13 protein-coding genes are annotated in these 12,466 nt (G+C 71.3%); 5 read left to right on the top strand and 8 right to left on the bottom strand.

Annotated features, from left to right (window positions below; translation table 11 throughout):
* Positions 1-4: 4 nt before the first annotated feature.
* Positions 5-820 carry a 1,4-dihydroxy-6-naphthoate synthase gene (locus tag AC0NH5_RS23465; protein WP_474407410.1) on the top strand — a complete coding sequence of 272 codons (816 nt, stop codon included), beginning with the start codon at positions 5-7 and terminating at the stop codon, positions 818-820.
* On the opposite strand, the gene AC0NH5_RS23460 is transcribed toward AC0NH5_RS23465, so the two are convergent.
* From AC0NH5_RS23460 to AC0NH5_RS23450, 3 genes are read right to left on the bottom strand one after another with little or no spacing between them, the layout of a single operon-like run.
* Positions 817-1,203 (bottom strand): cold-shock protein, encoded by a 387-nt coding sequence (locus AC0NH5_RS23460; protein ID WP_474407408.1) that lies wholly within the window; start codon positions 1,201-1,203, stop codon positions 817-819. The genes AC0NH5_RS23465 and AC0NH5_RS23460 overlap by 4 nt on opposite strands.
* Before the next feature lie 46 nt (positions 1,204-1,249).
* A complete protein-coding gene (locus tag AC0NH5_RS23455; protein ID WP_474407405.1) occupies positions 1,250-1,876 on the bottom strand; it encodes an HAD family hydrolase in 627 nt (208 codons plus the stop codon).
* On the bottom strand, positions 1,873-2,049 hold the full coding sequence (locus tag AC0NH5_RS23450; protein ID WP_474407402.1) for a hypothetical protein: 177 nt from the start codon (positions 2,047-2,049) through the stop codon (positions 1,873-1,875). Before AC0NH5_RS23450 ends, AC0NH5_RS23455 begins: the two co-directional genes overlap by 4 nt.
* Before the next feature lie 79 nt (positions 2,050-2,128).
* On the opposite strand from AC0NH5_RS23450, the gene AC0NH5_RS23445 reads away from it, so the two are divergent.
* Together AC0NH5_RS23445 and AC0NH5_RS23440 are read left to right on the top strand one after the other, a co-directional pair.
* A complete protein-coding gene (locus AC0NH5_RS23445; RefSeq protein WP_474407399.1) occupies positions 2,129-4,513 on the top strand; it encodes a helicase-associated domain-containing protein in 2,385 nt (794 codons plus the stop codon).
* A 241-nt stretch (positions 4,514-4,754) separates the two neighbouring features.
* Positions 4,755-6,416 carry a DNA repair helicase XPB gene (locus AC0NH5_RS23440; protein WP_474407397.1) on the top strand — a complete coding sequence of 554 codons (1,662 nt, stop codon included), beginning with the start codon at positions 4,755-4,757 and terminating at the stop codon, positions 6,414-6,416.
* Between the two features lie 24 nt (positions 6,417-6,440).
* Here the strand turns inward: AC0NH5_RS23440 and AC0NH5_RS23435 are convergent, their stop codons facing one another.
* The gene (locus AC0NH5_RS23435) at positions 6,441-6,824 is read right to left on the bottom strand and encodes a hypothetical protein (RefSeq protein ID WP_474407394.1); all 384 of its coding nucleotides are present in this window, start codon (positions 6,822-6,824) and stop codon (positions 6,441-6,443) included.
* 93 nt (positions 6,825-6,917) lie between these two features.
* Here AC0NH5_RS23435 and AC0NH5_RS23430 point away from each other — a divergent pair, with 93 nt between their 5' ends.
* Positions 6,918-7,409, top strand: a complete 492-nt coding sequence (locus AC0NH5_RS23430) for a hypothetical protein (RefSeq protein ID WP_474407391.1) — start codon at positions 6,918-6,920, stop codon at positions 7,407-7,409.
* On the opposite strand, the gene AC0NH5_RS23425 is transcribed toward AC0NH5_RS23430, so the two are convergent.
* Genes AC0NH5_RS23425 through ligD (AC0NH5_RS23410) form a run of 4 tightly spaced genes read right to left on the bottom strand, consistent with a single transcriptional unit; the run spans position 7,386 to position 11,437 of the window.
* On the bottom strand, positions 7,386-8,114 hold the full coding sequence (locus AC0NH5_RS23425; protein ID WP_474407389.1) for a GntR family transcriptional regulator: 729 nt from the start codon (positions 8,112-8,114) through the stop codon (positions 7,386-7,388). The genes AC0NH5_RS23430 and AC0NH5_RS23425 overlap by 24 nt on opposite strands.
* Before the next feature lie 36 nt (positions 8,115-8,150).
* The gene (locus AC0NH5_RS23420; RefSeq protein WP_474407386.1) at positions 8,151-9,575 is read right to left on the bottom strand and encodes an Ig-like domain-containing protein; all 1,425 of its coding nucleotides are present in this window, start codon (positions 9,573-9,575) and stop codon (positions 8,151-8,153) included.
* 22 nt (positions 9,576-9,597) lie between these two features.
* Positions 9,598-10,506, bottom strand: a complete 909-nt coding sequence (gene ligD, locus AC0NH5_RS23415; protein WP_474407383.1) for a non-homologous end-joining DNA ligase — start codon at positions 10,504-10,506, stop codon at positions 9,598-9,600.
* A complete protein-coding gene (gene ligD / locus AC0NH5_RS23410; protein ID WP_474407381.1) occupies positions 10,496-11,437 on the bottom strand; it encodes a non-homologous end-joining DNA ligase in 942 nt (313 codons plus the stop codon). The genes ligD (AC0NH5_RS23415) and ligD (AC0NH5_RS23410) overlap by 11 nt, the downstream gene beginning before the upstream one ends.
* Before the next feature lie 98 nt (positions 11,438-11,535).
* Between ligD (AC0NH5_RS23410) and ku the strand changes: the two genes are divergently transcribed.
* Positions 11,536-12,453 carry a non-homologous end joining protein Ku gene (gene ku / locus AC0NH5_RS23405; protein ID WP_474407378.1) on the top strand — a complete coding sequence of 306 codons (918 nt, stop codon included), beginning with the start codon at positions 11,536-11,538 and terminating at the stop codon, positions 12,451-12,453.
* The last annotated feature ends 13 nt before the right edge of the window (positions 12,454-12,466 follow it).

Here is a 12,466-nt window from a genome sequence, read left to right as displayed (position 1 = left end):
AACCGTGGCGCTCTCCCTGGCAGTCTCCCCGTGCCCTAACGACACCTTCGTGTTCCACGCGCTCATCCACGGGCTGGTGCCCGGCGCTCCCCCGGTCGACCTCACCTTCGCCGATGTGGACGTGACCAACACCGCAGCCGAGAACGGCGCGTTCGACCTGGTCAAGGTGAGCTACGCGGCGCTGCCGTGGCTGCTCGACGATTACCAGCTGCTGCCCTGCGGCGGCGCGCTCGGCCGGGGTTGCGGACCGCTGGTGCTGACCCGGGACCGGACCGGCCTGACCGGCGCGACCGTGGCCGTGCCCGGTGACCGGACCACGGCGTACCTGCTGTTCCGCCTCTGGGCGGCCGACACCCCGCCGGCCCGGATCGAGGTCGTGCCGTTCCACCAGATCATGCCGGGCGTCGCCGACGGCCGGTTCGACGCCGGCCTGGTCATCCACGAGGCCCGTTTCACCTATCAGCGGTACGGCCTGACCGCCCTGGCCGACCTCGGCGAGTGGTGGGAGAAGGACACCGGCCTGCCGATCCCGCTCGGCGCCATCCTGGCCAAGCGCGGCACTGTCGACCCCGCCGAAGCCACCGAATGGGTCCGCGACTCGCTGCGCCGCGGCTGGCTCGACCCGGCCGCCAGTGCCGACTTCATCCTGGCCAACGCGCAGGAGATGGAACCCGAGGTGGTTCGGCAGCACATCGAGCTCTACGTCAACGAGTTCACCCTCGACCTGGGCGAAGAAGGACTCGCCGCCGCCGACGCCCTGCTCGGGCGCGCGGCGGCGGCGGGTCTCACACCTAGGGTCCAGCCGTTCCGGTCGCTCTAAACCTCAAGCTCGCGGGCGACGGCGTGGACGATCTGAGCGATCTTCTGCGCGCTCTTCTTGTCCGGGTAACGGCCCCGCTGCAACGCGGGCTGCACCTGGCTCTCCAGCACCTTGATCATGTCCTCGATCATGCTGGCCAGCTCGTCCGCCGGGCGGCGGCGCAGCTCGGTCAGCGACGGCGGAGCGTCCAGCAGCTTCACGCCGAGCGCCTGGGCGCCCTTGCGGCTGTCCACGACACCGAACTCGATCCGCTGACCCGTCTTGAGGTCGGTGACCCCCGCCGGCAGCGCGCCCTTGGGCAGGAACACGTCACCACCCTCATCACTGGTGACGAACCCGAATCCCTTCGTAGCGTCGTACCACTTCACTCGACCCGTGGGCACCGCTGACCTCAACTTCACTCAATGGACACAACTGCTCACGGCAAGGCTATCCAGGACCGGGCCGGGACCCAACTGCAATCTCGGCCAGCAGCTCCGGGAACCCGGTGAGGTCGGGCAGCACCCACGACGCGCCGGCATCACGCAGCTCCTGCTCGGAGCAGGGACCGGTGGTCACCCCGATACCCGGGATCCCGGCAGTGCGGGCGGCCACCATGTCCGCCACGTGATCACCCACGAACCACTGCACGCCGTGCTCGGCCAGCGCGGTCGCCTTGCCCTCGGCGAACAGGTCGCCGGCCAGCTCGTCGGCGCGCAGACCCAGATGATCCAGGTGCAGACGGGCCAGCCGGCCCAGTTTCGAGGTCACCACGACCACGCGGAGACCGGCCGCGTGGACCGCCTCCAGCGCCGCGACGGCGCCGGCAGTCGGGACGGTCGGGACGATCGCGTACTCCGGGTACAGCGCGCGGTAGGTCGTGACGGCCGCCTCGAGCTCCTCGGGCGGGAACCAGTGGCCCAGCTCGGTGCGCAACGGCGGGCCGAGCCGGGACGCCGCCAGGTCCGCGTCGACGTGCACCCCGGTCCGCGCGGTGAGCGCCCGATAGGCGGCCCGGATGCCCGGCCGGGAGTCGATCAGGGTCATGTCCAGGTCGAAACCGACCGCCGCGCTCATTGCCCCATCGTGTACTTGTAGGTCAGGCGCTCCACCGGCAGCGGGAAGGTCTGGTCGTCACCGAACGGCGACGGAGCGGCGGGACGGTCGGAGAGCAGCTCGGAGACCTCGAGGTGGCCCTCGACAGCGGCCTCCCTCTTCTCCGGAGCCTGCTTCTTGGCCTGTGACGCCACTTTCTTTCCTCCTCGCGATCGGGGCCCGGCCACGCCCGGACCCACCACCATCGTCCCATGAACGTTAGCGTTGAAGACGATGGCCACCACATTCGCCGATCAACTCCGGTCGCTCCCCGACGAAGCACTGGGCGCGCTCATACAGCTGCGCCCCGACCTCGTCGTGCCGGTGCCCGCCGACATCTCGGCTCTCGCTGTCCGCGCCCAGTCGCGTAACTCGGTCGCCCGCTGCCTGGACGCGCTCGACGAGTTCACCCTGCTGGTCCTCGACGCCGCCCGGCTCAGCCGGGCCTCCGACACCGCCCTGACCTCGGTGGACGCGATCCTGGAGCTGACCGCCGGGGTCGCCGCCGACCAGGTGCACGCGGCGATCGACCGCCTGCGCGCCCGCTTCCTGCTGCACGGCCCGCCGGAAGCCCTCCAGGTCGTCGGCGCCGTCGACGAGGTCACCTCGCCCTACCCGGCCGGGCTCGGCCGGCCGGCCGACTACCTGGACGTGCACGCCGCCATCCTCGTGGCGGACGGCGCCAAGCTGCGGCGCACCGTGCTGGCCGCACCGCCCGGGGCCCGCGCGGTGCTGGAGCGCCTGGCGGCGGGTCCCCCGATCGGGGCCCTCAACCGGGAGTCGGTCGCCGAGCCGGTGCGCTGGCTCGTCGAGCAGCACATCCTGGTCCCGGTCTCCGAGGCCGGCCGGGCGCCCCGGGGCGACGGCGAGCTGGTCGAGCTGCCCCGCGAGGTCGGCATGCTGCTGCGCCGCGAGACCGGTCCGCTGGGTCCGCTGCGCCCGTTCCCGCCCGTCCCGGACGCCCCGATGCGCGACCGCAAGGCCGCCGACTCCGCCGGGACCGGACAGGTCATGGAGGCGGTACGCGCCACCGAGGCGATCCTCGACGCGCTGGCCGCCGAAGCCGCCCCGGTCCTGCGCACCGGCGGCCTGGGCGTTCGCGACCTCCGGCGGCTGGCCCGCGCGGCCGGCTACGACGAACCGTCCGCCGCACTGCTGATCGAGGTGGCGTACGCGGCCGGCCTGCTCGGCGAGTCCGAGCTGAGCGCCGGCCGGTCCACCGGCGCCCAGGACGTCTTCCTGCCCACCGGGGCGTACGACCTGTGGAAGGCCACCGGCGTCGCGCACCGCTGGGCGGTGCTGGCCCGGGCGTGGCTGGCGATGACCCGGCAGACCGGACTGATCGGCCGCCGCGACGAACGGGACCGCCCGATCAACGCACTGGCACCGGACGCGGAACGGGCCGGGGCGCCGCAGGCCCGCCGGGAGGCGCTGGACGCCCTCGCCGGCCTGGAACAGGGCGCCGCGCCGTCCGCCGACGACCTGCTCGCGCTGCTGGCCTGGCAGGCGCCCCGCCGGGCCCGTGGCCGGGAGGGCTCACACCGGGACGCGCTCACCGGCGCCGCATTGCTCGGGATCACCGGGCTGGGAGCCCTGACGTCGTACGCCCGTCTCCTTCTCGCAGGCGACGAACCGGACGAGGGTGACCCGCTCGGGGTGCATCCGGAGGACGCGCCCGCCGACGCGGTCCACGCGCTGGACCAGCTGGTGCCCGCCCCGGTGGACCATTTCCTGGTGCAGGCGGACCTCACCGTGGTCGTGCCCGGCCCGCCGGAGCCGGAACTGGCCGCCGAACTGGACGACATCGCCGAGCCGGAGTCCGCGGGCGGCGCGAGCGTCTTCCGGGTCACCCCGGCCAGCCTGCGGCGCGCCCTGGACGTCGGTTACCGCGCCGACGACCTGCACACGCTCTTCCGCCGCCGGTCCCGCACACCGGTGCCGCAGACGCTGACCTACCTGATCGACGACACCGCCCGCAAGCACGGCGGCCTGCGCAGCGGCTCGGCCGGCTCCTATCTGCGCAGCGACGACGAGGCGCTGCTCACCGAGGTGCTCGCGGACAAGCGGGCCGGCTCGGCGGACCTGCGCCGGATCGCGCCGACCGTGCTGGTCAGCCCACGGCCGGTGGCCCGGCTGCTGGGCGTGCTGCGGGAGGCCGGTTACGCCCCGGTGGCCGAGGACGTCGGCGGCGCGACCATGCTCTCCCGGCCGAAAGCCCGGCGCGCGCCCACCCGTACCCCCAGGATCGCCGAACCGTCCGGCCCGCCGGCCCTGGCCGGCCCCCGCCTGGCCGGCGTCGTCGAACAGCTGCGGCGCGGCGACATCGCCACCCGCGCGGCCCGGCGTGCCCCGGTCACCGTGCGCGCCGCGCAGGGGCAGGCGGTGCCCGGGCTGACCGCGGTGCAGCAGCATTCGCAGGCCATGGCGGTGCTCCAGCAGGCGGTGCGGGACAAGGCGAAGGTCTGGGTGGGGTACGTGGACTCGCACGGCGCCACGCTGTCGCGCCTGGTCCGGCCGGTGTCGCTGAGCGCGGGTTACCTGCGGGCCGAGGACGAGCGCGGCGAGAGCCTGCACACGTTCGCCCTGCACCGCATCACCGCGGCGGTCACCGAGGAGTAAGCGGCCTCTCACCGTTGTGGGCAATTCCAGCGTGGGGACTTCGGGTGCGGATCTGACCCGAAGTCCCCACGCGCTGGTCGGCTGATTCGGCGCGCTGGATCGTGCACCCCCGTTTGATGCACGACCCAGCACACCCGTCACGAGTTACACGTGAAGGCGGCCGAAAACGTTGCATCGGATTTCGTGGCAGACTGGATGGTCGGCTTTCTGCCGGATGCAAACGGCACAGAGAGGTGTACGGGTGAGCAGCGGACCACTGATCGTGCAGTCGGACAAGACCCTGCTCCTGGAGGTGGATCACCCGGACGCCCAGGCGTGCCGGATGGCGATCGCGCCCTTCGCCGAGCTGGAGCGGTCCCCGGAGCACGTCCACACCTATCGGCTGACCCCTCTGGGGTTGTGGAACTCCCGAGCGGCCGGGCACGACGCGGAGAGCGTGGTCGACGCGCTGATCAAGTTCTCCCGTTACCCGGTGCCGCACGCCCTGCTCGTCGACGTCGCCGACACGATGGACCGGTACGGACGGCTGCAGCTGCTGAACGACCCGAATCACGGGCTGGTCCTGCGCGGCCTCGACAAGTTCGTACTGATCGAGGTGGCGAAGTCGAAGAAGCTGGCCGGCATGCTCGGCGCGCGGATCGACGACGAGACCATCGCGGTGCACGGCTCGGAGCGGGGCCGGCTCAAGCAGGCGCTGCTGAAGCTCGGCTGGCCGGCCGAGGACCTGGCCGGTTACGTGGACGGCGAGGCGCACGAGATCGCCCTACGGCAGGACGGCTGGAACCTGCGCTCCTACCAGCAGGAGGCCGTGGACGGTTTCTGGGCCGGGGGCTCGGGGGTGGTCGTGCTGCCCTGCGGCGCCGGTAAGACGCTGGTCGGGGCGGCCGCGATGGCCACCGCGAAGGCGACCACGCTGATCCTGGTCACCAACACGGTGGCCGGCCGCCAGTGGAAGCGGGAGCTGCTCGCCCGCACCACGCTCACCGAGGAGGAGATCGGGGAGTACAGCGGCGAGCGCAAGGAGATCCGGCCGGTCACCATCGCGACCTACCAGGTGCTCACCTCGCGCCGCGGTGGCGCCTTCACCCACCTGGACCTGTTCGGCGCGCGAGACTGGGGCCTGGTCGTCTACGACGAGGTGCACCTGCTGCCCGCGCCGATCTTCCGGTTCACCGCCGACCTGCAGGCCCGCCGCCGGCTCGGCCTCACCGCGACGCTGGTGCGTGAGGACGGCCGCGAGGGCGACGTGTTCTCGCTGATCGGCCCGAAGCGGTACGACGCGCCGTGGAAGGACATCGAGGCGCAGGGCTGGATCGCCCCGGCCGAGTGTGTCGAGGTGCGCGTCACGCTCACCGAGGCGGAGCGGATGGCGTACGCGGTGACCGAGGCCGAGGAGCGCTACCGGGTGGCGGCGACCGCCCGCACCAAGCTGCCCGTGGTCAAGGCGCTCGTGCAGAAGCACCCGGGCGAGCAGGTGCTGGTCATCGGTGGTTTCCTCGATCAGCTGCACGAGCTCGGCGACTATCTCGACGCGCCGATCGTGCAGGGTTCGACGACGAACAAGGAGCGGGAGCGGCTCTTCGACGCGTTCCGCGACGGGTCGTTGCGGACCCTGGTGCTGTCGAAGGTGGGCAACTTCTCGATCGACCTGCCGGAGGCGGCGGTGGCGATCCAGGTGTCCGGCACGTTCGGCTCACGTCAGGAGGAGGCGCAACGGCTCGGCCGGGTGCTGCGGCCGAAGGGTGACGGGCGGCAGGCGCACTTCTACACCGTGGTCTCCCGGGACACCATCGACACCGAGTACGCGGCTCACCGCCAGCGCTTCCTCGCCGAGCAGGGGTACGCCTACACGATCGTGGACGCCGACGACGTCCTCGGGCCGCCGCTGCCCAGCGTGGACTAGGGGTCTGTCCCGCGGGACAGACCTCTAGAGGAAGCGGGCCACCACCACGCCGATCACCACGAGCGCGATGACCACGATGTTCAGGGTGTGGATGGTCCGCAGCCCGGTCGACTTCTGCTGACCGGGGGCGCCGAGCGAGCCGCGGGCGTAAGTGACAGTCGGCGCCATGTATTCCAGGGAGACGCCTGCCTCGGGGACGGTGAGGTCGAGGGCGGCACGGCCGGCTTTGCGCGGCATGACGTACGGCACGTAGATCTCCACCCGGTGCGGGCCGGGCGCCACCGGGACCATGTTCTGTCCCCAGCCGGCGTTCGGCACCTGCGTGCCGTCGATGAAGATCCGGGGCGTCGTCGCGTTGTAGAGGAACGCGGACGCCGGGTGCTTCAGGTCCAGTGCGAGCGTGGCCATGCTTCCCCGCCAATCCAGGCATCGATGATCGGCGTGCAGATTACGCCGTGGCCCCGCCCCCCACCAAGATCGTTTGGTTGGGATACTCCCGGCATGCACATCATCGGTGAATTCCGATTCGGCTATCCCCTGGTCCGGCGGATGGCGCTGGAAGCGTTCGGCCGCAAGCGGGTGATCGGCGTGCGGGTCGCCGCCCTGGTCGTCGTCCCGCTGGCCGTGCTGAGCATGTCGATGCGCGGGGTCACCACCCAGCTCGTCGTGATCATCGCGGGGGCCGTCTTCGCGGTCGCCATGCCGGAACTGCTCGCGGTCATCACGTGGCGGACTCAGCGCGATCTGTACGCCCACCCGGTCCGTTACGAGATCACCGACGCGGACATCCGGATCGTGACGGCGTCCAGCGACTCCACCCTGAAGTGGTCGGGGCTGTCCTGGGCCCGCCGGCACCGCGAGGTCTGGCTGGTCAAGCACGGCGCGATGCAGACCGGCATCCCGCGTGGCGCCTTCACCCCGGCCGGACAAGCCATGATCGACGCAAAGGTCGCCGCCGCGGGACAGACGCTAGCCCGCCACCCACTGCAGTGAGAGCCGGGTCGCCGCCCGCTCGGCCCGGATCTCCATCAGCTCGCCCAGGATGACCGCCCGGTCCACCACCACCGGCTGATCGTCGATGGCGAAGGTGGTCCGTTCGCTGATGAACACCGCCCCGCCCGCCGGCTGCCCGAGATGTCGCGCGACGTTTTCGTCGAGCAGGCCGGGGACGATCCGCTCGGACGCCCGCACGATCGTCACGCCCGCCGCGGCGAGCGCGGCGTAGAGCGACGTGACCCGGAAGTCGTCACCGGAGACCGCGGCGCCGTGCGGAGGTCGTACCCAGGAAGTCTGGTGGATGGCCGGCCGACCACCCAGCCGGCGCAGACGCACCAGCCGCAGCGCCGGCCCGGTGGTGCCGGATGCCGGCTCCAGGACCGCCTCCAGCACCTCGGTCGACACCTCGTGCCCCTGTTCCCGCAGGTCGTCGACGAAGCTGCGCAGCGTGTCGACCCGGTAGGCGGCCTGGGCCGGTGCGACGAACGTGCCACGACCGGCCTGTTGCACGATCAGCCCGTCGTCCCGGAGCTGCTGGAGGGCCTGGCGCAGGGTCATCAGCGTTACGCCGTACCGCGAGCTGAGGTCGCGTTGCGCCGGAAGGGCGTCGCCCGGCCGGTACTCCCCCGCCTTGATCCTGGCGGCCAGATCTGCCGCGATCCGCCGGTACGCGGGCACGCGGGGACCGGTCGCGTCAGTCATGCGCCCCAGTCTGGCCCATCCACGGTCACCGGGTGGTCAGCGGGACCAGGTCCGCGCGGCCGTCGTGGTCACCCAGCCGGCTTTGTCGTACGCCCGCACCTGGACCTTGATCTTCTTGCCGTACTTCTTCGTGCTGATCGAGAACTGGTACGCCGACCGGTGGTCGCGGGCCACCACCTTGCCGTTGATCAGCAGCTCGACCCGGGCGATCCCGTTCCGGTCGCTCGCCGCCGCCACGACCGTGACCGTGCCCTTGACCTTGGCCTTGTTCTTCGGCGCCCGGGTCACCTTGACCGCCGGGCGGGTGTTGTCCACGGTCACGGTGCGCCGGAGCGTCGTGGTGTTCAGCAACCCGTCGTAGACGATCCAGGTCAGCGTGGCCCGGCCCTCGCCGAACCGCACGGAGCGCCGGTTCACGTTGCCCGGCGTCGCGTCCCAGCCGTTCAGGTTGGCCCGGCTGATGCCGGCGGAGTCGGTGGCCCGGACCGTGCTCGAGATCCACGACCCGCGCAGCAGGGCGCCCGGCGCGGGTGCGACCCAGCTGACCGCCGGGCCCGTCGCGTCGACGCGGACCTGCCGGTTCAGCGCCGTGACGTTGCCGATCGCGTCGAACGCCCGCACCTGCACCGGAACGGTCCGGCTCACCCGGCCGAAGTCGTGGCTGATTCCCGCGCCGGTCCCCCGCAGCGCTCCGTCGACCCACCACTCGATGCGCGCGACGTCCGCGGGGTCGTCGGCGACGACGCCCATCGTGGCGCGACCCGCGCCCACGACCTCCCGGATCCAGTTGGTGCTCGCCTCGATCTTCGGGCCGGCGGTGTCGAGCTGGTAGCCCCGGTCGTAGTGGGTCGCGTTCCCGGCCCGGTCGGTGACGACAAGCGTGACCGACCCGAACGAAGCCCGGTCCGGGGTGTCCCACCGCAGCTCCCACGGCGCCGCGGTGGCCCGGCTCTTCTCCACGCCCGCCTCGCGCAGCACGATCGACGCCGTGTCGGCCGAGGTCTCGGTCACGACGATCGTGGTGACGCCACCGCCGAGCACCACCTCGGTGCCGGGCGAGAAGGTGGCCTGCGGCGCGACGCTGTCGGCCCGCACCCGGGTGGTGAGCTCGCCGAAGTTGCGGGCCGCGTCGTAGGCGCGGACGGTCAGGTCCACCTCGCTGCCGTCCGGCACGTCGGCAAGCCAGGCGTGCAGCTGTCGCGGCGTGCCGCCCTGGATCGAGTGCATCCGGTTGGAGACGCCGTCGACCAGGATCTCGACCATCACCACACCGGTGTCGTCGGTGAAGACCGGGGTGAACGTGGGCTGCCGGCGCAGCAGTTCGCCGGCGGTGAGCCCGGTGCTGGTCACGACCGGTTCCGTGGTGTCCGGCTCGGTCAGGGCGGCGGAGGCCGGCACGATGCCGGCGAGGAGCAGAGACGTCGTCAGGGTCGCGATCGCGGCGCCACGGGAGATACCCACCGGCGCACCATACCGGTGTTGATCAATCCGGGACGGCCGGTCCACCGCTGAGCGCGCCGGCCAGCAGATCGCCGTGCTCATCCACGCGGTCCAGCGCCTCGGCCGCGCCGAACTGCCGCGCCGCCAGCTCACCGGTGCCCATCGCCATGACCTCGTCCCAGGTCAGCGGCGTCGACGCGGTCGGCTCCGCGCCCGCACGCAGCGAATACGGCGTGACGGTGGTCTTGGCCGCGTTGTTCTGGCTCCAGTCGATGAAAATTTTGCCCGGCCGGACGGCCTTGGCCATCTTCGCGGTGATCGAGCCGGGCACCATCGCCGCCAGCTCCTCGGCCACCTTTTTGGCGTACGACGAGACGACTTCCGAATCCTGTGTGCCGGAGATCGGGCAGCACAGTTGCATGCCCTTCTTCCCGGACGTCTTCGGATATGCCTCGATCCCGTCCTCGGCGAGCCGGTCCCGCATCAGTGTGGCGACCGCGCAGCACTCCTTGAGCCCGGCCGGCGCGCCCGGGTCCAGGTCGACCACCATGAGGTCGGGGTGGGCGCCGATCCGCCACTGCGGGGTGTGCAGTTCGAGCGCCGCCAGGTTGGCCAGCCAGACCAGCGTGGGCAGGTCGTCGACGACGACGAACTCGATGGTCTCCCGGCTCTTCGTCGATCCGGGCACCGGCAGCGTCTCCAGGCGGACCCAGTCGGGGGTGCCGCCGGGCTTGTTCTTCTCGAAGAAGTGCATGCCCTCGACGCCGTTGGGATATCGGATCCGGGTCGCCGCCCGGTCCCGCAGGTGCGGCAGCATCACCGGCGCGATCCGGGTGTAGTAGTCGATCACCTCGCCCTTGGTGAACCCGGCCGCCGGGTACATCACCTTGTCGAGGTTGGAGACCTCGAGGTCGCGGCCGTCGACCCGGGTCAGGAACCGATCACGGGGCATCCTCGGCACACTCCTCGGGCATCTTGTCGTCCCGCAACCGGAGGAACCGGGGGAACCGAAGCCGCCGGTCGGGCGTCTGGTTGCCGTACCGGATCTCGGCGACCAGTTCCGGTCGTACCCAGTGCGCCCCGCGTGAATCCTCACGCGGCACCGCGCCCGGCACGAACGGCGACTCCCCGATCGCGAGCGGTTCCAGCCGTGCTAGCAGCTCCTTCTCCCGGGCTGCGCCGATCCCGCCGCCGACCCGTCCACGGAAGGCCAGGCCCCGCGGGGTCGGTACGCCCACCAGCAGCCCGCCCAGCTTGCGGGCGCCCGGACGCCAGCCGCCGATCACGTAGTCGCCGGTCTGGTCGAACTTCACCTTCACCCAGTCCGGGGAGCGCTGTCCGGGCAGGTACACCGAGTGTGTGCGCTTGGCGATGACGCCCTCGAGGTGGTTCTCCCGGGCGGCGGCCGCGGTGGCCGGCCCGTCACCGAACGACGGCGGCACCATCCAGCGGGTGCCGGCCAGGTCGAGTTCCTCCAGGCGTTCCCGGCGGGCCAGGTAGGGCAGGTGGGTGTAGTCGATCCCGTTCTGGAAGAGCAGGTCGAACACCATGTAGGTGACCGGCAGGGTGGCCGCCAGCCGGGCCGCCCGGTGTCGTTCCCGCACGTGCATCCGTTCGGCCAGCGCGGTGAACGACGGCCGCCCCCGGGTGTCCAGGACCACCATCTCGCCGTCCAGCAGGGTGCCTTCCGGCAGGTGCAGGTCGGCGATCTCCGGGTAGGCCGCGGTCACCACCGCTCCGGAGCGGGCGAACAGCTCCGGTGGACCGCCGGCGAAGAGTGCGAGAACGCGGACACCGTCCCATTTGAACTCGTAGCTCCAGTCCGGGCCCACCGGCAGTCCGCCCGTGGTCGCGAGCATCGGAGACAGGGGCGTACCCGGCACCCGATCACCATAGGCAGAAGCGTTCACCTTACGCAGGCGTCTCACTAATGCCATTCTGATCAGGGGTCCGGACACTCGATCTCGATGAGGAGTCGAACATGCGAGCGATCTGGAAAGGCGCGGTCTCCTTCGGCCTGGTGTCGATCGCCGTGAAGCTGTACTCGGCGACCGAGGAGAAGGACATCCGTTTCCACCAGGTGCACCGCACCGACGGCGGCCGGATCAAATATCAGCGCACCTGCTCGGTCGACGGCGAGGTGGTCAGCTACGACGACATCGCCAAGGGGTACGACATCGGCGGTGGCGAGATGGTGATCCTCACCGACGAGGACTTCGCCGACCTGCCGTTGAGCACCTCCCGTGCGATCGACGTGCTGGAGTTCGTGCCGGCCGAGCAGATCGACCCGATCCTGTTCGCCAAGTCGTACTACCTGGAGCCCGAGGGGCAGGCCGCCAAGCCGTACGTGCTGCTCCGTGACGCGCTGCGGGACGCCGACCGGGTGGCGATCGTGAAGATCGCGATCCGCCAGCGGGAGCAGCTGGCCACCCTGCGGGTCCGCGACGACGTGCTGGTCCTCAACACCATGATGTGGCCGGACGAGGTGCGCACCCCGGACTTCGGTTTCCTGGACGAGGACATCGAGACCCGCCCCGCCGAGCTGGCCATGGCGAGTTCTCTGATCGACTCGATGGCCGGCAGCTTCAAGGCTGACGACTTCACCGACAACTACCGGGCCGCGCTCCAGGAGGTCATCGACGCCAAGGTCGAGGGCCGTGAGGTGGTGCAGCCGGACGAGGCCGACGAGGAGCCGGCCGCGGCGATCGACCTGATGGCGGCGCTCAAGGCCTCGGTGGAGCGGGCCCGCAAGGCCCGTGGCGAGGAGGACGCGCCGGCCCCGGCGAAGAAGGCACCCGCGAAGAAGGCACCCGCCAAGAAGGCCGCTGCGAAGAAGACCACCGCCACGAAGAAGGCACCCGCGGCCAAGAAGGCGCCCGCAGCTCGCAAGAGCGCCTAGCTAGGCTCGCCGT

It is taken from the genome of Actinoplanes sp. 13, assembly GCF_056134165.1.
Note: the sequence above shows the minus strand (reverse complement) of the source record. Positions and strands in the feature narration are given on the sequence as shown.

What these genes read in the sequence shown, in the direction of transcription:
- ligD (WP_474407383.1), bottom strand. Translation starts at nt 10,506, where the DNA reads ATGCCCCGTGATCGGTTCCTGACCCGGGTCGACGGCCGCGACCTCGAG.
- AC0NH5_RS23430 (WP_474407391.1), top strand. Translation starts at nt 6,918, where the DNA reads ATGCACATCATCGGTGAATTCCGATTCGGCTATCCCCTGGTCCGGCGG.
- AC0NH5_RS23445 (WP_474407399.1), top strand. Translation starts at nt 2,129, where the DNA reads ATGGCCACCACATTCGCCGATCAACTCCGGTCGCTCCCCGACGAAGCA.
- ku (WP_474407378.1), top strand. Translation starts at nt 11,536, where the DNA reads ATGCGAGCGATCTGGAAAGGCGCGGTCTCCTTCGGCCTGGTGTCGATC.
- AC0NH5_RS23455 (WP_474407405.1), bottom strand. Translation starts at nt 1,876, where the DNA reads ATGAGCGCGGCGGTCGGTTTCGACCTGGACATGACCCTGATCGACTCC.
- AC0NH5_RS23425 (WP_474407389.1), bottom strand. Translation starts at nt 8,114, where the DNA reads ATGACTGACGCGACCGGTCCCCGCGTGCCCGCGTACCGGCGGATCGCG.
- AC0NH5_RS23435 (WP_474407394.1), bottom strand. Translation starts at nt 6,824, where the DNA reads ATGGCCACGCTCGCACTGGACCTGAAGCACCCGGCGTCCGCGTTCCTC.